The sequence below is a fragment of the Kribbella sp. genome, from assembly GCF_035655035.1.
Classification (GTDB): domain Bacteria; phylum Actinomycetota; class Actinomycetes; order Propionibacteriales; family Kribbellaceae; genus Kribbella.
The window spans coordinates 1-20059 of the sequence record NZ_DASRVN010000016.1; the positions used below are offsets into that span (position 1 = coordinate 1).

The 20059-nt window shown below is 69.5% G+C and carries 19 protein-coding genes; 3 read left to right on the plus strand and 16 right to left on the minus strand.

The genetic code is table 11. The features are described from left to right. From VFF46_RS01075 to VFF46_RS01110, 8 genes are all read right to left on the minus strand, one after another. Positions 1 to 570 (minus strand): VC0807 family protein (locus VFF46_RS01075; protein WP_325035061.1); only part of this gene is annotated, 570 nt, incomplete at its 3' end. Positions 571 to 648: 78 nt separating this feature from the next. Beyond that, positions 649 to 1467, minus strand: a complete 819-nt coding sequence (locus VFF46_RS01080) for a class I SAM-dependent methyltransferase (protein ID WP_325035062.1) — start codon at positions 1465 to 1467, stop codon at positions 649 to 651. Beyond that, a complete protein-coding gene (locus VFF46_RS01085; RefSeq protein ID WP_325035063.1) occupies positions 1451 to 4102 on the minus strand; it encodes an accessory Sec system translocase SecA2 in 2652 nt (883 codons plus the stop codon). Before VFF46_RS01085 ends, VFF46_RS01080 begins: the two co-directional genes overlap by 17 nt. A 132-nt stretch (positions 4103 to 4234) precedes the next feature. Continuing rightward, positions 4235 to 5038, minus strand: coding sequence for a GNAT family N-acetyltransferase (locus tag VFF46_RS01090; RefSeq protein ID WP_325035064.1), 804 nt, complete (start codon positions 5036 to 5038; stop codon positions 4235 to 4237). A gap of 31 nt (positions 5039 to 5069) precedes the next feature. After that, positions 5070 to 7082 (minus strand): GxGYxYP domain-containing protein, encoded by a 2013-nt coding sequence (locus VFF46_RS01095; protein ID WP_325035065.1) that lies wholly within the window; start codon positions 7080 to 7082, stop codon positions 5070 to 5072. Between the two features lie 165 nt (positions 7083 to 7247). After that, positions 7248 to 8006: a hypothetical protein gene (locus tag VFF46_RS01100; protein WP_325035066.1), complete on the minus strand. Its 759-nt coding sequence runs from the start codon at positions 8004 to 8006 to the stop codon at positions 7248 to 7250. Positions 8007 to 8017: 11 nt separating this feature from the next. Beyond that, on the minus strand, positions 8018 to 10090 hold the full coding sequence (locus tag VFF46_RS01105) for a M64 family metallopeptidase (protein ID WP_325035067.1): 2073 nt from the start codon (positions 10088 to 10090) through the stop codon (positions 8018 to 8020). 101 nt (positions 10091 to 10191) lie between these two features. Beyond that, the gene (locus VFF46_RS01110; protein ID WP_325035068.1) at positions 10192 to 10698 is read right to left on the minus strand and encodes a hypothetical protein; all 507 of its coding nucleotides are present in this window, start codon (positions 10696 to 10698) and stop codon (positions 10192 to 10194) included. Between the two features lie 59 nt (positions 10699 to 10757). Between VFF46_RS01110 and VFF46_RS01115 the strand changes: the two genes are divergently transcribed. Further along, on the plus strand, positions 10758 to 11471 hold the full coding sequence (locus tag VFF46_RS01115) for a class I SAM-dependent methyltransferase (RefSeq protein ID WP_325035069.1): 714 nt from the start codon (positions 10758 to 10760) through the stop codon (positions 11469 to 11471). Here VFF46_RS01115 and VFF46_RS01120 read toward each other — a convergent pair. Genes VFF46_RS01120 through VFF46_RS01130 form a run of 3 tightly spaced genes read right to left on the minus strand, consistent with a single transcriptional unit; the run spans position 11456 to position 12703 of the window. After that, positions 11456 to 11809, minus strand: a complete 354-nt coding sequence (locus VFF46_RS01120; RefSeq protein ID WP_325035070.1) for a GntR family transcriptional regulator — start codon at positions 11807 to 11809, stop codon at positions 11456 to 11458. The genes VFF46_RS01115 and VFF46_RS01120 overlap by 16 nt on opposite strands. A gap of 12 nt (positions 11810 to 11821) precedes the next feature. Further along, positions 11822 to 12247, minus strand: coding sequence for a VOC family protein (locus tag VFF46_RS01125; protein WP_325035071.1), 426 nt, complete (start codon positions 12245 to 12247; stop codon positions 11822 to 11824). A 30-nt stretch (positions 12248 to 12277) separates the two neighbouring features. Continuing rightward, the gene (locus VFF46_RS01130; RefSeq protein WP_325035072.1) at positions 12278 to 12703 is read right to left on the minus strand and encodes an AraC family transcriptional regulator; all 426 of its coding nucleotides are present in this window, start codon (positions 12701 to 12703) and stop codon (positions 12278 to 12280) included. Positions 12704 to 12778: 75 nt separating this feature from the next. Here VFF46_RS01130 and VFF46_RS01135 point away from each other — a divergent pair, with 75 nt between their 5' ends. Further along, the gene (locus VFF46_RS01135; protein ID WP_325035073.1) at positions 12779 to 13444 is read left to right on the plus strand and encodes a class I SAM-dependent methyltransferase; all 666 of its coding nucleotides are present in this window, start codon (positions 12779 to 12781) and stop codon (positions 13442 to 13444) included. Here the strand turns inward: VFF46_RS01135 and VFF46_RS01140 are convergent. Continuing rightward, positions 13437 to 14003, minus strand: coding sequence for a TetR/AcrR family transcriptional regulator (locus VFF46_RS01140; protein WP_325035074.1), 567 nt, complete (start codon positions 14001 to 14003; stop codon positions 13437 to 13439). The genes VFF46_RS01135 and VFF46_RS01140 overlap by 8 nt on opposite strands. Positions 14004 to 14041: 38 nt before the next feature. Between VFF46_RS01140 and VFF46_RS01145 the strand changes: the two genes are divergently transcribed. Then, positions 14042 to 14428 carry a nuclear transport factor 2 family protein gene (locus VFF46_RS01145; RefSeq protein WP_325035075.1) on the plus strand — a complete coding sequence of 129 codons (387 nt, stop codon included), beginning with the start codon at positions 14042 to 14044 and terminating at the stop codon, positions 14426 to 14428. Here the strand turns inward: VFF46_RS01145 and VFF46_RS01150 are convergent. The 4 genes from VFF46_RS01150 to hisS form a co-directional block, all read right to left on the minus strand. Next, a complete protein-coding gene (locus VFF46_RS01150) occupies positions 14425 to 15366 on the minus strand; it encodes a glycoside hydrolase family 19 protein (protein ID WP_325035076.1) in 942 nt (313 codons plus the stop codon). The genes VFF46_RS01145 and VFF46_RS01150 overlap by 4 nt on opposite strands. Positions 15367 to 15459: 93 nt before the next feature. Then, positions 15460 to 16701, minus strand: coding sequence for an alpha/beta hydrolase (locus VFF46_RS01155; RefSeq protein WP_325035077.1), 1242 nt, complete (start codon positions 16699 to 16701; stop codon positions 15460 to 15462). A gap of 87 nt (positions 16702 to 16788) precedes the next feature. Next, complete coding sequence (gene aspS / locus VFF46_RS01160; RefSeq protein ID WP_325035078.1) at positions 16789 to 18564, minus strand: aspartate--tRNA ligase; 1776 nt, start codon at positions 18562 to 18564, stop codon at positions 16789 to 16791. Continuing rightward, positions 18561 to 19892, minus strand: a complete 1332-nt coding sequence (hisS, locus tag VFF46_RS01165; protein WP_325035079.1) for a histidine--tRNA ligase — start codon at positions 19890 to 19892, stop codon at positions 18561 to 18563. Before hisS ends, aspS begins: the two co-directional genes overlap by 4 nt. Positions 19893 to 20059 lie beyond the last annotated feature (167 nt).

The following is a 20059-nucleotide window of genomic DNA, read 5'->3' on the forward strand; positions in this document are numbered from 1 at the left end:
GAGGACGATGGTGGGGACCTGGAGGGCGACGATGGTGGCGACCGTGATCACCGGGTCGGTTGCGGGGACGACGGAGATCGGGAGGGTGTAGGAGACGACGATCCGGACGATGCCGTCGACGATCGTCGCGATCCCCCACCAGACCGTGATCCACTTCCACGCGTGCCGGAAACGTTCGTCGGTCTCCCACAGTTCGTCCATGAGCGCGGCCCGGGGTGCGAACATCGCGCGGGTGACGACGTACGTCAGCGGCTGCGGGTGCCGTAGCGACCACAGCGTGATGCCCGCGAACGGCAGGCTGATCCACGCGTTCCGCACGAGCAGCAGTCGCGCGTCCCCGCCCACGACCGCGACGATCGTGCTGGCCACCATGCTCACGACCACAGCCATCCCCACCAGGTCGGTACGCTGCGTGCGCACCAGCGACACCGCCGAGCTGATCAGGCCTGGGATCACGCCGGCGAGCAGCGCGGTGAGGTCGCTCACCCCGAGAGCCTTCAGACCGTAGAACAGGGCGAGCGGGATCGCGATGTCGACGACCAGGAGCCAGGGGCCTTTACGCGCGGGCATGCCAAGAGGTTCGCCCAGCGGACCACCGACCCGCATCGAGCCGACGGCTGCCCACCCCTAGACCAAAGTCTGAGGAGGTCAGAACCGGAAGCGCACGATCCGCGACGACCGGGTGAAGCCCGGCATCACGTTCATCAGGCGGTACAGCCGTCGTACGTTCGCAGGGGCCTTCCGCAGGAGCACCGGTGCGTCGTTCATCGGCGCCTCGTCGACGTACTCGAGCCGCGGGTGCCAACCGGCCAGCGCCGCCGGATCGTCGAAGCCGCACCGGAACCGCGCGTTGTACCTGCGGCTCACCGGATCCCATTTCGAGGTCCGCCAGGCCGAGACCGACACCGTGTCGAGCTCCAGCTGTCCGGTGGGAAAGGCCTCGACGATGCTGGTCAGCAGCTCCCGAGCCTCGGCCTCGGTCAGGTAGGGCACGAGTCCCTCGGCGATCATCAGCACGGGCCGCCCGCGAGGAACGGGCTCGAGCCAGGTCAGGTCGGTGACGCTGGAGCCGATCAGCGTGCAGTGATCGCGCTCCGGAAGCAGCTCCCGGCGCAACGCGATGACCTCGGGGTAGTCCAGGTCGTACCAGTCGACCGTGGCCGGCGGGTCGATCCGGTGGACCCGGGCGTCGAGACCGCAGCCCAGGCTCAGTACGACGGCATCGGTGTGCTCGGCGAGGAAGGTCCGCGCCCAGTCGTCCAGCGCCTTCGCCCGTACGACGGCGGACAGGCCGAGCTGACTGGCCGCGAACCAGCCGCGGTCGAACTCGGGGTCCAGCAGACGCATGACCGGCTCGGCGTACACATCGCCCAGGATCGGGTCCGGCAGCCGGTTGTCGAGTGCCTTGGCCTTCAGGACCGGCGTCAGGGTCTTCTGTACGCCGACGAGCTCACTTCTTGGGGTCATCCTCTGGATCCTCGTCCGCGTCCCGCAGCTCCTCGGGGAGCTCGTCGAACTCCTCCTCGAGGATCTCCTCGGGCTCGGCGCCGGACTCCGGCCTGATCGCGTTCCGCAGCCGGCCGAGGATCCGGTCCGCCTCGGTGCCGAACGGGTTGTCGTTGACCAGGTACGTCCAGGTGGCGGTCGGGCGCGGGATCCCGCTGGCCTCCTCGTCCAGGCCGTCGGCGGTGATCTCGGCCTCCTTGAACGTCTCGACCGCGTCGTCCCAGGCGTCGGAGATCAGCGTGTCGAACGACGCGATCGCGGACTTGTTGAACTCGTCGATCGGCTTCAGGTGCACGATCCCGCCGGCCAGCGACCGCAGGTGGATGCCCTCGCGCAGGTCGGCCAGGTACGCCAGGTGGTCGGTCCAGCGCCGGTCCAGGTGCCCCAGCGCGATCCGCCGCGCGGCGCTCTTCACGACGTCCTCACCGACCTCGTCGACGAGTTCGTCGTACCGCTCCTTGGCCCGCTCGGCCAGCTCCTCCGCGGCCAGGTCCTCGGTCAGCACCTTCTCGCGGGTCTCCAGCAGGATCGCGCGCTGCTGCCCGGTGAGGCGGTTGTACTGCCAGGTGGTCCGGTGCAGCTCGGCGTTCGCGCCGTCGGCGACCCGCTGCGCGTGCTCCAGCATGCCGATCGACTTGCGGTCGGTGAGCCGGCCGGTCTCATCCGGGTGCGGGCGCAGGCCCGAGGAGACGGAGTACCGCGTGACGAGCTCGTCGGCGAGCGAGGCGAAGAACAGCGTGCCACCCGGGTCGCCCTGCCGGCCGGCGCGACCGCGGAGCTGGTCGTCGAGCCGCCGGGACGCGTGCAGGCCGGTGCCGATCACGTACAGGCCGCCGAGCTCGAGCGCCTTCTCCTTGTCGTGCGTCTCGTCCTTGCCACCGAGCCGGATGTCGGTACCGCGGCCCGCCATCTGCGTCGAGACGGTCACCGTCCCGGGGACGCCGGCCTCGGCGATGATCCCGGCCTCTTCGGCATCGTTCTTCGCGTTCAGCACCACGTGCGGGATGTCCGCCGCCGCGAGCTTGTCGCTGAGTTGCTCGGACTCCTCGACGCTGTGGGTGCCGATCAGGATCGGCCGCCCGGTCTCGTGCACCTCGGCGATGTGCTTGACCAGCGCCTCGTTCTTCTGGTCGACGGTCAGGTACAGCCGGTCCTGGTCGTCCTTGCGGACGTTCGGCTTGTTCGGCGGTACGACGGCCACGTCCACGTCGTAGAACTCCTGCAGCGACTCGCCGACCACGACCGCCGTGCCGGTCATGCCGCACAGCGACTTGTACCGCTTGATCAGCGACTGCACGGTGATGCTGTCCAGCACCTCACCGGAATCGCTGACCGGGACCGCTTCCTTCGCCTCGACCGCGGCCTGCAGACCGTCGGGCCAGCGCTGCAGCTTGGCGACCCGTCCGCGGCTGTTGTTGATCAGACTGACCTTGCCGTCCCGGACCAGGTAATCGACGTCCTTGCGCAGCAGCACTTCGGCATGCAGCGCGACGTTGACCTGCGTCAGCCGATCCAGGTTCTCGTCGTCGTACAGGTTGAACCGCGGCCGCTCAGGCTCAACCGCGACCTCGTCGTCCACGTCAGCGTCCTTGCCGGCCGCAGTGTCGGCGCCCGTGTCGGCGTCCGTGTCGGCGTCCGTGTCGGCGTCCTTGCCGGCCGCGGCGTCAGCGTCCGTGTCGGCGTCGGCACCGCCGCCGGCGGCTTCCTCGGAGGCGGCCTGGTGAGCCTCGTCGGCCTCGTTCGCGGGCGCGGTGGCCGCGGCGGCGCGTTCGCCGAGGGCTTCCTCGACCTTGTCGGTGCCTTTGTCGGTGAGGGCTACCGTGCGGCCGTCGCCGTCGATCTCGTAGTCGACGCCCGCGCGCAGGGTCCGGACCAGCTGGACCACGTCGTCGTCGAGGGCCTCGTTGCGGGTCGCGCCGGCCAGCACCATCGGCACCCGGGCCTCGTCGATCAGCACCGAGTCGGCCTCGTCGACCAGCGCCACGTCCGCCTCGACGGTGACCCGGTCCGCGACGTCGGTGACCAGGCGGTCCCGCAGTACGTCGAAACCGATCTCGTTGACCGGGACGTAGCAGACCTCGGCCTGGTACGCCGCACGCCGCTCCTCCGGGGTGGACGCCTGGCCGACGTGCGCGACCGTGACGCCGAGCAGCTCGTACACCGGGCCCATCCACTCGGCGTCGCGCTTGGCCAGGTAGTCGTTGACCGCCAGCACGTGCACCTTGCGGCCGCCGACCGCGTACCCGGCGGCGGCGATCGCACCGGCCAGCGTCTTGCCCTCACCGGTCGCCATCTCGACGATCCGGCCCTGCAGCATCGCCAGCGCGCCGACCACCTGGCCGTCGAAGGCCCGCTCGCCGATCGCCCGCCGGCCCGCGTCCCGGGCCAGCGCCAGGAACTCGATCTGCTCGTCCTCGTGCAGCCCGCCCTCGGTGCGCAGCTCGGCGACCGCCTCGGTGAGCTCTTCGTCGGTCAGCGGGAGGACCGATTCCTCGGCCTCGCCGACCAGCTGGGTGAGCCGTTCGTACGGGCCGAGATCGATCGAGCCGGGGCGCTGCAGCAGCCGGCGGAAGCGGGAAGCGATTTTCAGGGCCATGATGCAGGCAACGTACAGCCTCAACCGGTCGTTCCGCGCGCGACCCCCGGACGCCCGGCACTGACCAACCGCCGCGCCACCGGCCCGCTCACGCTCGCCGCCACCCGAATGGCCCTGCTCCGGGGAGGTTGGTCAGTGGCGCAGGTCCGGCGTCCACTGGTACGGCGTTGTCACGGTGACCGCGTGGAGCCCGAGTTTCTCCAGGATCGGGCGCGAGTCCGCGGACGCGTCGACCCGGAGGAACTCGTACCCGCGGTCCTTGGCCAGCCGGGCGCGGTGGACGAGGAGTGCGGAGTACAGGCCCTGCCGCCGCCACTCCGGATGCGTCCCGCCGCCCCACAGGCTGGCGAACCCGGTACCGGGGTGGAACCGCACCCACGCGGCCGACAGCACCGGCCCGCCGGTCAGCACGTCCTCCACCAGGAACACCGACAGCCGGTCCGGGAACATCCGCGCCTCACCGGCCAGGTGCTCGACGATCCGTTCGGTGCCGTTGTGCCACAGCGAGTCCGTGAGTACGGCGATCCGCTCGTAGTCCTCGGCCCCGCCCGCCTCCCGAAGCCGGACCTTCGACGGCAGCGCCGACGGCCGCCCGAGGACCCGGTCCACCTCGCCGAGGATCAGCGTCTCCGGATCGTCCCGCACGAACCCGGACCGCTCGAGCCGCTCCCCCAGGTCGGCCGGCTCGTCGTAGGCGTACGTCTTCCACTCGAAGGGCAGGCCGCGCTCGCCGAAGAACGCGACCTCCCCGGCGATCACCGCGTCCGGGTCGTCCCCGAGCCCGCGGGGCGCCTCGACGAACCCGGCGCCGTCCGCGCCCTCGACGTACGACCGGTGCACGAGCCCGGCGTGCTCCTGCTTCCAGCCAGGGATCGCGTCCGCGTCCGGCAGGCGGATGCGGCGGTGGAACACGTCGAGCAGTTCGTCCGGAGTCATTCGCTCATCGTGCTACACCGCCGCAACCCGATTACGGCAGTACTCGGTTGAGCAGGTCGTAGAAGGTGTTCGCGAGGACCAGCTCGTACGGATCCGTCAGCAGCGGGCCGAGCTCGGCCATGTCGGACGGCGACCACGACCAGGCGCCGATCAGGCCGGTGATGAACAGCGGGCTCGCGCCGTCCCAGCTCGCGATCCGCTGGTCGAGCGCGGCCTTGAACTCGGCCGCCTTACCGGGTGCGCCCCAACCACCGGTGATCGGGATGCCGCCTTGCCGGGCGGTGAGCGTGTCGCCGTCCCAGGTCTGCATGATCCCCTTGGTCGGCGTGTACTCGGCGTACCCCTTGGCGATCTCCTCCGACAGCAGCACCCACGTGTTGTTCTCCCGGCCGCTGTACGCGTACACCTCCTCCAGTCCGGTACGGCGCATGAAACCGCCCGTCATCTTCAGGTACTGCGTGAGCTCGTCGGGCTTCCACGACGCCGGGTAGGTGTACCCCGCGCCGGACGGACCGCAGACCAGCAGGTCGTTCGCGGTCGCGGTGCGCTGGTAGTAGCTGTAGATGTTCGGGCCTGCCTCCACCAGCAGCGGGTCGATCGTCCAGTTGGTCGGTACTTCGCCGCGCTTCGGGTCGTCCCAGATCTCCCGCAGCCGGCGTTGGCAGTACTGGATGTTGTCGCCCTCGCCGAACGTCAGCGTCAGGTACACCTTGTTCTTCGGCTTGTCGATCCGCCGGATCGCGCGCGGCTTGTCGGAGATCGGCGAGGCGAGACCGGCGTGCACGGTGCCGTTCATGTAGAAGTCGGCCGCCACCACCGGCGAACCGCCCTTCGACGCGAGGTCGACGCCGTCCCACTCACCGGAGACGTCGTTCGCGAACCAGCCCATGTACGGCGCCAGCGTCGGCCACTTCGCGTAGTGCTCGATCAGCAGGTCGCCCGTCGCCCCGCCGGGTGGCAGCCAGCTCACCAGGGCCTTGGTGGCCACCACGTAGTCGCGGAAGTACGGGAACGGTTCGACGCGGGTCGGCGACGTGTCGGTCGCGGTGACCAGGTACTGGTTCCACATCTCCACCGTGACGACGAGGGACGTCGTACCGGCCGGTGGTGCGATCCGGTAGATCCAGTAGTTCCCGCCGTCGGCGAATCTGTTGGCCTCACCACCGATCGAGGAGTGCGAGCCGTCGAACAGGTACGGCGCCTCCTCCGGCGTGCCGGGCTCGAACGTCGCGATCACCGTGCCGTTCGCCGCGATCGACACGTGCCGGACCGAGGCACCCCAGCCGTCGTCGGTGAACGAGTCCGCGAACCGGACGTACACGGCCTCCTTCCCGAGCTTGGCCGAAACGTCCAGGTGGTACGTACCACGGTTCGACGAGTCGCGGATCTGCTGGGTCTCGCGGGCGATCTCCACCCATTGCACGCCCTCGACGTCGACCACCTGCGTCGGCGGGAGGCCGGCCAGCAGCTGCTTGCTGACCCGCGGGAACAGGTTGTCCAGCTGCCACCGGTACGTCTTCACCCGGTCGTCGTCGAACATCCCGCGCAGGTCCTTGACGATCTTCAGGCCGTACGCCTTCGCCTGGTCCGCGTTCGCGACCACGGAGTTCTCCAGCCCGGCGAGCGTCGTCGCGACGTTCAGCGAGTCCGGTACGGCGGCGTCGTACACGATCGCGCCCCGGATCCGGCTCCGGTACTTCGCGACCAGGTCCAGCGGGTTCGGGTACAGCTTCTTCGGCAGGCGCATGTCGGACAGCCACTTGGCGTCCGGCACGCTCTCGGTCCCGGTGTCGTAGATGAAGTACAACTCCGGCTCGGTACGGTTGACGACGCCTTGCAACGTTGTCAGCAGGGTCTGATCCTCCCCGCTGAGCTTGCTGACGTCGGCGTAGTCCAGGTGTCGTGGGCGGTTGAACACCGGCAGCAGCCGAGCGGGGCTGCCGGACGTCGATGAATCTGCGGCATTTGCGGTCAATACGAACGGGTTGACCAGCCCCGCCGTCACCGCGCCGCTACCCGCCAGGAACGCACGTCTCGAAACCATCGCGACCACTCCCTGAGGTTGACATCGATGTCAAATCTGCCGGGAATGTAGCAACCCCACGAGAGCGTGTACATACCTCACTTGGAATCGTTTCCGTCCGACTTGGGACAGGCGGCGGTGTCCGGGAACAAGCTGTTACTTGTTCTCGGACACCAGCGGGTGTTGTCAGTTGCCTTGGCCGGTGCGGGCTCCGCGGGAGTCGATGGCCTCGGGGAGGGCGGATTCGGGGAGGCCGACCAGCTCGGCGACCGGGGTCAGGCGGCCTTCGAACTGGGTTGCCAGCGGGGCGGCGCCGACGTGCGTGGTGGTGGTCGGTTCGTCGATGCGGTGCAGGCGGACGTGGATGCCTGCCCGGGTTTCGGCGGTGACGTCGGCGGCGGGGATGCGAGCGGTGAACTCGTAGATCTCCCGGGGCGTGACGTGGTGGCCTTCGGGGCCGTCCGGGAGTGGGAACGAGCGTTGCGTGTTCGGATCCGCTACGGTGCCGGCGTGCAGCAGGCGGTCCTGGTACGTGACCTCGTACGCGTCGGCGCCGTGGAACGTCGTCGACTGGGCCAGTGGGCCGTCGACCAGGTGGCTGTCGACGACCGTCAGGCGGTCGCCGCGGACCCGGATCCGGAGCCGGACGTATTGCTCGTCAGGAGCGCCGGTACGGCGGGTCCGTGCCGCCTGCTGGTCGGGGTACCCGCCCGCCGGCTGCTGTTCCGCGGACTCACGGCTAGCGGCCTCGCGGTCGAACGCGGGCTTCACCGCCCGGGTCGGGTCGGGTCCGGCCGCCGGCGCGGCGCCCCGCGTCGCGGTGGGCTTTGTCGGCCCTGCCTGAGGCGGTACGGCGTTGTGCTGGCGGCGCACGTCGCCCGCCGGTGGTTTGGACGGCCGGCGGTTCCGTGTCGCGGAGCGCTCCGTGCCTTTGGGTTGTTTCATCGTCGGCTCCCTTACCAGTTCCGGCCGTGCCGGTAGTTGTGGATCCACCGGTAGTAGATCCGGTCGAGCGCGATCCCGCGGCGCCCGTCGATGACGCCGAACCAGTCGGTGTTGTGGACGTACAGCTGTGGCCGGCCGCGGCGCCCGGTCATCCGGGCGGTCTCGAACCGGTCGGCCGAGCCGAGGTTCCACTCCCCCACCCAGTCTCCGACGTAGTCGGCCTTCAGGTCGGTCCCCGAGCTGAGCATCCGGCCGAGGTACTCCGTCGACCAGTCCTGGTCGTTCCACGCCCACAGGTCGCAGCGCCCGGTTCCGTCGATGTCCGCGGCGAAGAACTCGTCGTGCCGCGCGAGACCGTCCCAGCCCGGTACGTCGCCGTCGTGCCGGTGCACGTACGCCAGCCCGGACCCGGTGGACCGGAACATGCCGAGATACGCCATCGACCAGTCCAGCCCGTTGAACACGAACACGTCGCACTTGCCGTCGCCGTCGAAGTCGCCGAGGACCAGCCGGTCGTGCTGCGCGAGCCCGCCCCACCCGGGGATGTCGCCGTCGTACCGGTGGGTCATCGAGTAGCCGGAGGCGCTCGCGGAGAACAGGCCGACGTACGCCATCGACCAGTCGTCGCCGTTGAAGATCACCAGGTCGTCGCTGCCGTTGCCGGTCAGGTCGCCGACGAAGAACTCGTCGTGCCGGGCGAGTCCGCCCCAGCCCGGGATGTCGCCGTCGTAGCGGCGGCTGACCCAGAACCCGCTGCCGGTCGAGCGGAGCAGGCCGACGTACGGCATCGACCAGTCGTCGGTGTTCACCACGACGAGGTCGTCGCGGCCGTCGCCGTTCAGGTCGGCGACCAGGAACCGGTCGTGGGCCGCGAACCCGCCCCAGCCGCGGATGTCGCCGTCGTACCGCGCGACCAGCCGCAGTCCGCCGGCGCCGTCGGACTTCAGCAGGCCGAGGTACGGCATCACCCAGTCGACGCCGTTGAAGATCGCCACCTCGTCGGTGCCGTCGCCGTCGAAGTCACCGACGTACACCTGGTCGTTCGGCATGAACTGCCACGAGCCCGGGACCCGTTCGACCGCGCTGAAGCTGTGCTCGAGCGCGGTGCCGTCGGCACGGAACAGCTGGATCGACGTGCCGTGGTGCAGCAGCAGGTCGCTGCGGCCGGTGCCGTAGAAGTTGCCCGCGTACGCGGTGCGGAACGTGTGCTCGGTCTCGTGGTCGCGCGCGGTCTTGATCGAGGTGTAGCAGACCGGGCAGTACGGCGGCGTGTTGCTGTTCATCCGGCAGTTCTCGACCGGGCGGTAGATGCCGGTGTTGTTCGTACCGCCGCCCTCGAACAGGCCGACGTCGGTGTTGCTGTCCCAGTCGGCCGGGCGCGGGCCGTTGTTGTAGTTCGCGGCCGCACCGCTACCGGTGGGCAGCGGGGTGGACGGCGCGATCAGGTTCGCCCACTTCGTGGTGGAGCGGTCGGTGATCGTGGTCAGGTTGATCCAGCCCTGCTCGCCGCCGGTGTACGCGCCGCCGGCCGAGTACTCGTCCGCGAAACCGCCGATCCCGTGGCCGAACTCGTGCGCGATCACCGTCCAGTTCACGCCCATCGGCACGTGCGCCCGGCCGCCGCCTCCGCAGCCGCCGTAGTTCGGGTTGTTGAGTACGACGAGCAGCTCGTTCCAGTCCGGCACCCACTTGTTCAGCGCGGCCTGGATCCGCGCCTCGGTGTCCGTCCCGTACTCGAGCCAGCAGTGCGCCCACGACCCGCTGAAGATCATCCCGAGCGCGGTGTCGTGGATCGTCTCCGACGCGATCGTGTCGTCCGACGGGTCGGTCGGCGTGCCGTGCTCGTCGTACGTCCGGGTGCTGACTCCGGAGTCGACGGAGTCCAGGTTCACCCGGTAGATGTTGTACGCCGACGCGTCCTCACTGAAGTAGTCGTGCCCGAAGACGCCGTCGATGAGCGTCGTCTGCACCCAGTTGTTGTACGCGACCTGATCCACCGCGGTGAACCCGTCCCCCAGCACCGCGATGTTCCGCTTCACCCCAGGCGGACCAGCCTTCCGCAGCACAGTCATGCTGTCAGCCATCACTCCCCCTTACACAGCGGCGCCCCCAACGAACACCCCCTACCAAGGCGGAGCCCGGTTCGGCCGCGGTGATACAGCGTGATATAGCGTGAGACAGGGGGTCAGGGTTTGCGGCGCGGAAAGCGCGAGCGGAAGGTGCCGTCGTACTCGAGGTGCATGTAGCCGGAGGAATGGACGCCGACCGCGAAGAACGTGACCAGCACGAAGACGATCCCCGCGATGATCGAGATGTGCCAGAAGGCCGCGGTGATCCCGATGAACGCCGAACCCTGGGCGATCGCCTTCGCGACCGAGACGAGCCGCGACGTGGTCACGCGGTGGCGGAACTCCTCCTGCAGGTTCAGGACGAGGAGGGCGGCCAGCAGCGGGATCGAGACCGCGAACGCGACCACGCAGATCGTCGCGGTCAGGTCGAGCGGCTTCGTGGTCAGGAACGGCTGCACCACCACGAGTCCCGCGGCGCCGAGCCCGCCGTACATCAGGTTGGACTGCCGGATCCACTCCTGCTGGGCGGCCGGATCGGACGTCGCCTCCTCGACCTCGGCCCGGATCCGCTCGGCCTCCGCCTCGGCGGCCAGGCGCTGCGCCCGTTCGGTTTCGTCCTCCATACCCGTCCCTCCGGAAACTCATGTGCACAGGCGCACGACGGCCAGCAATAGTAAGCCGGATGAGGTATTACTACGCCGAGCATCAGGATGCCTACCGCCGGCTGCTGCGGGAGGGCATGACGCAGTGGAACGACCTCTTCGGGGAGAGCTGGACGTTCGACGACTTTCCCAATCGTGCGTTCCTGGAGAGCGTGCTCGGGCGGCTGGTGGCGGGTGGGGAGGTTCTGGAGTACGGGTGTGGGACCGGGCCGGCGGCGTGTTTCCTGGCGGGGCGGGGGTTCCGGGTGGATGCGGTCGACCTGATTCCGGAGGCGATCGCGGTCGCGCGGCGGATGGCCCGCGAGCGGGGCGTGAAGGTGAACTTCGGGGTGCAGGACGTGTGCGCGTCACCGCCGGGGAGCAAGCGGTACGACGTGGTGCTCGACAGCTACTGCCTCCAGTCGATCGTCACCGACGCCGACCGGGCGAAGGTACTGCGGGCCGTCCGCGAACGCCTGAAGCCCAACGGGTACTACGTGTTGTCGACGGCCATGTACGACCCGGACCGCGTCTACGACGGCGAGTTCCGGTACGACGCCCGTACCGGCATCTGCTACCAGGAGACGTCCGTACGATCACCCGACGCGGTCCAGCTCGACGGGACCTGGTACCTCCCGCACCGCCGCCACCTGCGCCCCGACGCCCTCCGCACGGAACTAGCGGCCGCAGGCCTGCACGTCATCGAGCAGGACGGCGGCAACGTCGTCGCCGGTCTGACCTACCAGGCACGCTGAAGGATCGCTGTCGCCTCAGCGAGGGACAGCCCTGCTGCGTGAGCGGCAGCAGCCAGCTTGGCCGCGGCCGTGTGCGTCGCCGCGTCGTTGATCTGGCTGCGGGATGCCAGTACGAACGTCCCGTTCCGCCCGCGGGTCTCGACCAGCTGGTCGGCCTCCAGCTCCTTGTACGCGCGTGCCACCGTGTTGACCGCCAGCCCGAGGTCCAGCGACAGCTGCCGCACGGTGGGCAGGCGGGTCCCCTGGGCCAGCTCCCCGGCGCGGATCAGCGCCTCGAGCTGCGAGCGCACCTGCTCGTACGGCGGCGTCAGTCCGACCGGGTCGACCGTGATGTCCATCCGGTCAGCATGTCAGGAGAAGTCGGCCGCGGAGTACTCCTTCTGCTCGACGAGGACCAGCCAGTTGCCGGAGTTGTCCCGCAGCAGCGCCTCCACGCCGTACGGACGATCGGCCGGCTCCTGGATGAACTCGACGCCCTTCGCGGTCAGCTCCGCGAACGTCTTGCGGCAGTCGTCGGTGGCGATGCCGAACCCGTGCATCGTGCCCTTCGCCATCATCCGCTTGACCGCCTCCGTCCCCTCCTCGTCGAGCGGCGGGCCGGGCACCGCCAGCTGCAGCTGCAGCTCCGGGTGGTTCGGATGGCACACGGTGCACCAGCGGTAGTCGGGCAGCTTCACGTCGTCCTTCACCACGAACCCGAGCTTCTCGGTGTAGAACGCCTTCGCCTCGTCGACGTCGTTCACGAAAACGCTCAACAGGCTGATGTTGGTGATCACAGGTTCCTCCAAAACGTCGTTGGTACGACGCTAGCCGTCGGAGTCCACCGGCGGCTTCTCCGCGATTGCGGAGTTCAGTCCCAGCATGAACACGAAGCACCCCGGGATCCGCGGCCCGGTCCGGGTCCGCTGGTACTGCGTCGGCGGCATCCCGACCAGTTCGGTGAACCGCTGCGAGAACGACCCGAGGCTGGAGTACCCGACCAGCCCGCAGACCTCGGTCACGGTCAGGTTGGTCGCCCGCAGCAGGTCGGTCGCCCGCTCGATCCGCCGCCGGGTCAGGTACTGCATCGGGGTCTCGCCGTACGTCGCCGCGAAACAGCGCAGGAAGTGGTACTTCGAGACCCCGGCCGCGGCCGCCAGCGCCGCCAGGTCGAGCGGCTCGGCGTAGTTGCGATCGGCAACATCCCGCGCACGCCGAAGGTGCGGCAACAGCTCGGTCGGTACGACGCTCACGTTCAGAACCCTAGGGACTTTCGGTTCGTACCGAAAGACTGGCGGCACCGCGGCCCCGATCGGAGCCTGAGGGGTATGAGAGTCGGACAGAGCGGTACCGGGCCGGGCGCGCACACGCGGGACGGGAGCGCGGTCGAGCTGTACGAGGTCACGCCGACGCACGGTGAGGACGAGCTGATCGACGCCGCGATCGCGCCGCGGAGCAGCATCCTCGAGCTCGGCTGCGGCACCGGGCGGATCACCCGCCCGCTGCTCGCCCGCGGCCACCGGGTGGTCGCGGTGGACGAGTCAGCGGACATGATCGCGCGCGTGACCGAGACGGAGACGATCCTCTCGACCATCGACGAACTACGCCTGGACCGGAAGTTCGACGTGGTGCTGATGATGTCGTTCCTGATCAACGTCGCCGACGACGCCGAACGCGTGCGCCTGTTGCGGACGTGCGCGCACCACGTCCGCCCCGGCGGGTCGGTCATCCTCCAGCAGGAGGTCGCTCGGCACGCTCCCGCCGTACTGGAGGACGAACGCCGCAAGCTGGTCATCGCCGACGTCGAGGACCTCCCCGGCGGCGCCCAGGCCGCGACGCTGACGCACATCGTCAAGGGCCGGACCTGGTCGCCGCGGATCGTCACCAAGTACCTGTCCGAGGACGAGCTGACCGCCCAGCTGGCCGAGGCCGGCCTGCAACTCAGCGGGTACCTCTCAGCCGATCGGATGTGGGTCAGAGCAGAACTCAGCTGAGGCACAGCCGTACGACGGAATCCTCGAACGCGGCGCCGGCCGCGGCCGCTGTCATCCGGCCGGCGGTCAGTTCGCCGGCCGCCGCGTGACCGATCGCCAGGACCGCCGTGACGAGCCAGTCGACCGTCGCGGCGGGTGCGAGCAGTTGAGCGTCGGCGGCGGACCGCAGCGCCTGCCGCAGCCCGCCGGTGATCGGATCGTGGGCGGCCGGGTCCGCGCCGCCGTCCCGATGCGCGAACAGGGCCGGGTTCAGCAGCGCGGGATTGGCCTCGATCACCCGCCAGCACCTGGCGGCCCATTCGGCGATCGCCGCCCGCGGCTCGTCCGGAAGCGCCGTACCGGTCAGGTGCGACGCCACCTCACGCGTCAGCCGGTCGACGAGCTGGTCGAAGAGATCGGTACGCCGGTCGAAGTGCGCGTACAGCGTCTGCCGGCTCACCCCGGCGCGGGCGGCGATGTCGGCCATCGACGGGTCCGCACCGCCGGCCAGCAACTCCTCCGCCGCGCGGACGATGCCGGCGGCGTTCGCCTGGGCGTCCTCGCGCTTTTTCCTCGACATGCTTGTCAAGTTTAGCCGATCGAATTACCTTGACATGTATGTCAAAGATAATGTCGATCCGCACCGAGGCCGACCTCGTCGGCTACCTGACCCGGTATCCCGTCGAGGTCACCTTCGGCGACGAACCATCCGAAGCGGTGTTCGACCGCTACCACCGCGAGGACTTCCTGATGGTCAGCGACGGGGTCTCGCTCGACCGGAAGCGGCTGATCGACCACGTCCGGCCGGCCCGCAAGCGGGCGACGGCCGTCGAGGTCGAGGTGCACGACACGGTCGTCGGCGAGGGCTTCGCCGCGGCGCGCTACACGCTGACCGCGATCATGCGCAAGGGCAGCCCGATCGTGACCGAGATCCGCGCGTTCAGCACGCTCGCTCCCGACGGCCGCCTCTTGCGCACCGATCAGTTCACGGACATCGCGCCCTAGCCGAGACCGCCGCCCTGCTTGGCGAGTGCGTCGAACTGGGTCCGGCCGAGCTTGCTGGTGTCGCCCTTCAGCGCGGCCGGGCGAGTGCAGATGACGCCGGCCGGGACCGAGCCGGTCAGGTACCGCAGCGCGTTCTTGAACGAGTCGCACCGCCGCTGGTCCTCCGCGCCGGCCGGGTACCCGATGGCGGCGTTCACCCGGCCCATGTCCAGGTTGTCGGCGTACGGATTGATGTTCCGGGCAACGGTCCAGTACCAGCGGGCGATCGGCGCGCTCCACTGCAGCGACAGCGCGAGGTCCGGGTTCCCGAGCAGGTCGATGCCGAGGTACTGACCGGCCGGGCCGTAGTTGAAGTCGCCGGTCAGCTGGATGTACCCGCGGCCGCCGTACAGCCGGGTGTCGCCGATCTCGCGGATGTTGTACTCCAGCCGCGACTCGTGCACGAGCGTCGCGAGGAACGCGGCCTTCCGGTACGGCGTGTTGATCTGCGCGTCCTTCATCGCCTGGTTGAGCGACGGGAGGCCGGTCTCGACGATCGACGGGTTCGCGATCCGGGTGCCGAACATCGCCTGGACGTCGGCGAGCGTGACGTCGCCACCGGTCGGCGGCGGGGTGTCGCCACCGCACTCCGGCACGCCGGGCAGCTTGTCCTCCGGCACCGAGATGTACACGACCGTGACGTATCCGCCGAGCGCGGGCACGTGCGCCCACCACTCGCTGGTCCCGTCCGCGGTGCTGACCCGGTCACCGTGCTTCTGGCAGTCGACGTCGATCGAGGTCGGGCCGCCGAGCGTGCGCACCACGGCGGACGACAGGTACGCGTCGGCGCGGACGTTGACGCCGCTGCCGTACGTCTGGAAAACGGTCGCGTACGCCGGGACCACCGCGGCGAAGGTGAGGCCGAGACCGGCCAGCAGGGCTATGAGTAGACGACGCATCGGACAACTCCTGGGGCGGTAGGAGGGGGCGGATTGAGGTGAAGCCTCCTCCAGCGCGCCGGACTGCTCAACCCTTTCGATCCTGCTGCTGGGTTACTCCGCCGGGTCCGCCGTGCCGCGGTACGCCGTCAACGGTTGGCCGGCCAGGAAGCGCAGGATGGTGTTCAGGTACGCCGGACCCGCCTGGCTGGTGATGCCGTGACCGGCTCCGGGCACGTACACGAGCGTCGCGCCGGGCAGGGTGTCGCGATACTCGCGGGTGTCCACCCACGGGACGTAGTCGCACTGCGCCCGCAGTACCAAGGCCGGCGTGCGGAGGTTGCGCAGTACCGGTCGTGGGTCGGGGATCTGGTCGAAGTCGGCGTTGGTGAGCTGGTTCGTGTAGAAGCCCTGCGGGTTCTTGTGCGCCGTCCCCTCCGGACCGCCTGCACAGTCGGCCAGTCCGCGGCCGGTGAGGGCGATCTCGTGCAGCCGGGAGTCCGCCTCGGCGTCACCGACCAGGGCGTGCGCGGAGCGCGGGTTGAGGCCGAGCAGGACGGCCTGGAGCAGGAAGCGCGGCGCGGACACCAACGCGTCGTACCGCTTCCGCTCCGGCCCGGTGAGCCGGTTCCACGGCGACACCTCGGTCTCCGGATGCGCCTTCGGCCAGATCTCGCCCGGCGACGTGAAGGCGACCTTCTCGACCCGGTCCGGGTGCGCGGCGAGGTACTGCGCGGCCAGCGAACCGCCCCAGGACTGACCGATCAGGATCACCCGGTCCGCCTTCACCGCCGTCCGGACCGCCTCCAGGTCGGCGACGTTGCGCGCCACGGTGTACCCGGCGACATCCTTCAGCCGGGTCGACCGCCCGGCACCGATCTGGTCGTAGCTGTAGACGTCGTACCCCGCCGCGTTCAGCTCGGCCGTCCCGTACGGCAGGCCCTCGTGCGGAGTCCCCGGACCGCCGTGCAGGAAGATCACCGGCGTCGGAAGACGCGTACCGGTCGCCGGGCTGTGGACGTACGCGAGCCGGCTGCCGTCCGGCAACGACCAGAACCCCACCCAGGCCGGCTCCGCAGCCACCGGCTGCGCCGGGAACGGCCGCAGGAACACCAGCCCGAACCCCAACGCGACCAGCACCGACCACCCGGCCGCGGCGTACACCGCTCCCCGCACCCGGGCGAGACGCGCCATCAACCACGTGACAACGAACAGCACCACAGCGCCGACGCCCAGGAACACACCAGCCACCGGCACTACAGCTGCCACCACAAGCAACACGACCGCACCGGCAATCGGTGCGGCCAGTGCGCCAAGGACAAGCGGCAGGACACGCGTACGGCTCGAAGTAGTCACACAGACGACGCTAAGGAGCGGTCTGCTCCCTGTCGTCTGTCCAACGAATGACTGCCGTACATCCAAAGATGTACGGCAGTCGCGCTGTTACTGGTCTTTCTTCTCCGGCTTGGCGTCCACACCGGCTTCCTTACGCTGCTCCGGTGTGATCGGCGCCGGAGCCGCGGTCAGCGGGTCGAAGCCGCCGCCGGACTTCGGGAACGCGATCACGTCCCGGATCGACTCGGTCCCGGCGAGCAGCGCGGTGATCCGGTCCCAGCCGAACGCGATCCCGCCGTGCGGCGGCGCGCCGAACTTGAACGCGTCGAGCAGGAACCCGAACTTCTCGGTCGCCTCCTCGTCGGTCAGGCCCATCACCTTGAAGACGCGCTTCTGCACGTCCTCGCGGTGGATACGGATCGACCCGCCGCCGATCTCGTTGCCGTTGCAGACGATGTCGTACGCGTAGGCCAGCGCCGAGCCCGGGTCGGTGTCGAACGTCCCCAGCGACTCCGGCTTCGGCGACGTGAAGGCGTGGTGGACGGCGGTCCAGGCGCCGGACCCGACCGCGACGTCACCCGCGGCGGTCGCCTCGTCGGCCGGCTCGAACAGCGGCGCGTCGACGACCCAGACGAACGACCAGGCCGACTCGTCGATCAGGCCACCGCGGCGGCCGATCTCCAGCCGGGCCGCGCCGAGCAGCGCCCGCGACGACTTGACCGGGCCCGCGGCGAAGAAGATGCAGTCGCCAGGCTTCGCGCCGACGTGGTCGGCGATGCCCGCGCGCTCCTCCTCGGACAGGTTCTTCGCGACCGGGCCGGCCAGCTCGCCGTCCTGTCCCACGAGGACGTAGGCCAGCCCGCGCGCGCCGCGCTGCTTGGCCCACTCCTGCCACGCGTCCAGCTGCTTGCGCGGCTGGTCCGCACCGCCCGGCATCACGACGGCACCGACGTACGGCGCCTGGAACACCCGGAACGGCGTGTTCTTGAAGTACTCCGTGCACTCGACGAGCTCGAGGCCCATCCGCAGATCCGGCTTGTCGGAGCCGAACCGGGCCATCGCCTCGCCGTAGGTCATCCGCGGGATCGGCGTCTGCACGTCGTACCCGACGAGCTTCCAGAGCGCGACCAGGATCTCCTCGGCGAGCGCGATGATGTCGTCCTGGTCGACGAAGCTCATCTCGATGTCGAGCTGGGTGAACTCCGGCTGCCGGTCGGCGCGGAAGTCCTCGTCGCGGTAGCAGCGGGCGATCTGGTAGTACCGCTCCATACCGGCCACCATCAGCAGCTGCTTGAACAGCTGCGGCGACTGCGGCAGCGCGTACCAGCTGCCGGGCTGCAGGCGGGCCGGGACCAGGAAGTCCCGGGCGCCCTCCGGCGTCGACTTGGTCAGCGTCGGCGTCTCGATCTCGACGAAGTCGTGCTCGGCGAGGACACTGCGCGCGGCCTGGTTGACCTTGCTGCGCAGGCGGATCGCCGTACCGGGGCCCTGGCGGCGCAGGTCGAGGTACCGGTACTTGAGCCGGATCTCCTCGTTCACCGGCGTCGCGTGGTGCTCCTCGACCGGGAACGGCAGCGGGGCGGCCTCGTTCAGCACCTCGACCTCGCTGGCGATCACCTCGATCTCGCCGGTCGGCAGGTTCGGGTTCGCGTTGCCCTCCGGGCGCGGCGACACCTCGCCGACGACCTTCAGGCAGTACTCCGACCGCAGGCCGTGAGCGGCCTCCTCGTCCCGGATGACCACCTGGACCGTGCCGGACGAGTCGCGCAGGTCGATGAACGCCACGCCGCCGTGATCGCGCCGCCGCGCCACCCAGCCCGCGAGAATCACGGTCTCGCCGGCGTGCTCTGCGCGCAGCGAACCTGCGGAACGGTTACGGATCACGAGTTCTCCTCTTGCGTGTTGATGCTTGGTCGTAGATCTTCGGCGGGCGGGGCCCACGTGGCGGCGTCGGCCGGGACCTGCTCGCCGCTGCGGATGTCCTTCACCTCGGGCCCGTTCTCGGTGCTGAACCAGACGAACGGAATCCCCCGCCGGTCGGCGAACTTGATCTGCTTCCCGAACTTGGCGGCAGCCGGCGCCACCTCGACGGCAATCCCCCGGCCCCGCAGCGCGATCGCCGTCCGCATCGCCTCCGCCCGGTCTTCTTCAGAGTTCAGGGCGATCAGCACGGCGGTCGGAGTACGACGATTCGCACTCACCAGCCCCTTCGAGATCAACCGGTGCACCAGCCGCGACACCCCGATCGAGATCCCAACCCCCGGGTACGTCGTCTTCCCGTCCGACGCGAGCGAGTCGTACCGCCCACCCGAGCAGATCGACCCGTACCCCTCGTCCCCGATCAGCTGCGTCTCGTACACGGTCCCGGTGTAGTAGTCGAGCCCCCGCGCGATCTTCAGATCCGCGACCAGCAGCCCCGGAGCGTGCTCGTTGGCCGCCGTCATGATCTGCGACAGCCGCTCGAGCCCCTCGTCGAGGATCTCGTGCTGCACCCCGAGCGCCCGCACCTGGTCCGCGAACGACGCGTCGGTCGACGAGATCTCGGCGAGCCGCAGTACCTGCTTGGCGGTCTCCGGGGACAGCCCCGCCCCGGTGAGCAGCTCGGTCACCTTGTCCGGGCCGATCTTGTCCAGCTTGTCGACGATCCGCAGCGTGCCGACGATGTCCTCGATCCCGAGGCCACGGTAGAAACCCTCCGGGATCTGCCGGGTGTTCACCTGGATCCGGAACGGCGGGATCGGCAGCTTCCGGAACGCGTCCGCGATCACCAGCGGCAGCTCGACCTCGTAGTGGAACGGCAGTTCGCCGCTGTCGATGATGTCGATGTCCGCCTGGGTGAACTCGCGGTACCGGCCCTCCTGCGGGCGCTCGCCGCGCCACACCTTCTGGATCTGGTAGCGCCGGAACGGGAACACCAGCTTGCCGCTGTGCTCCAGCACGTACCGCGCGAACGGCACGGTCAGGTCGAAGTGCAGGCCGAGGGCCGCGTCCTCGTCGGCGTTCGCGGCCAGTCGCCGGACGCCGTAGATCTCCTTGTCGGCGTCCTCGCCCTGGTTGGACAGCCGCTCGACCGGCTCCACCGCCCGGGTCTCGATCGACGCGAAACCGTGCAGCTCGAACGTCTCCCGGATCGTGTCGAGGAACCGCAGCTCGACGATCCGGTCCGACGGGAGGAATTCGGGGAACCCGCTGAGTGGGGTCACCTTGCTCATAGTGTTGGAATCTCCAGGTCCTGCAGGTAGGGGTTGGTCGCCTTCTCCCGGCCGATCGTGGTCTGGCCACCATGACCCGGCAGGACGACGATCTCGTCGCGCATCGGCAGGATCTTGGTGGCCAAGGTATGCAGCATCGCCGGATGGTCGCCGCCTGGCAGATCCGT

Coding starts and splice junctions, on each gene's coding strand:
- VFF46_RS01140 (WP_325035074.1), bottom strand. CDS start 14,003: ATGTCGAGGAAAAAGCGCGAGGACGCCCAGGCGAACGCCGCCGGCATC.
- VFF46_RS01110 (WP_325035068.1), bottom strand. CDS start 10,698: ATGGAGGACGAAACCGAACGGGCGCAGCGCCTGGCCGCCGAGGCGGAG.
- VFF46_RS01080 (WP_325035062.1), bottom strand. CDS start 1,467: ATGACCCCAAGAAGTGAGCTCGTCGGCGTACAGAAGACCCTGACGCCG.
- VFF46_RS01095 (WP_325035065.1), bottom strand. CDS start 7,082: ATGGTTTCGAGACGTGCGTTCCTGGCGGGTAGCGGCGCGGTGACGGCG.
- VFF46_RS01135 (WP_325035073.1), top strand. CDS start 12,779: ATGAGAGTCGGACAGAGCGGTACCGGGCCGGGCGCGCACACGCGGGAC.
- VFF46_RS01085 (WP_325035063.1), bottom strand. CDS start 4,102: ATGGCCCTGAAAATCGCTTCCCGCTTCCGCCGGCTGCTGCAGCGCCCC.
- VFF46_RS01115 (WP_325035069.1), top strand. CDS start 10,758: ATGAGGTATTACTACGCCGAGCATCAGGATGCCTACCGCCGGCTGCTG.
- VFF46_RS01100 (WP_325035066.1), bottom strand. CDS start 8,006: ATGAAACAACCCAAAGGCACGGAGCGCTCCGCGACACGGAACCGCCGG.
- VFF46_RS01090 (WP_325035064.1), bottom strand. CDS start 5,038: ATGACTCCGGACGAACTGCTCGACGTGTTCCACCGCCGCATCCGCCTG.
- VFF46_RS01145 (WP_325035075.1), top strand. CDS start 14,042: ATGTCAAAGATAATGTCGATCCGCACCGAGGCCGACCTCGTCGGCTAC.
- hisS (WP_325035079.1), bottom strand. CDS start 19,892: ATGAGCAAGGTGACCCCACTCAGCGGGTTCCCCGAATTCCTCCCGTCG.
- VFF46_RS01105 (WP_325035067.1), bottom strand. CDS start 10,090: ATGGCTGACAGCATGACTGTGCTGCGGAAGGCTGGTCCGCCTGGGGTG.
- VFF46_RS01150 (WP_325035076.1), bottom strand. CDS start 15,366: ATGCGTCGTCTACTCATAGCCCTGCTGGCCGGTCTCGGCCTCACCTTC.
- VFF46_RS01120 (WP_325035070.1), bottom strand. CDS start 11,809: ATGGACATCACGGTCGACCCGGTCGGACTGACGCCGCCGTACGAGCAG.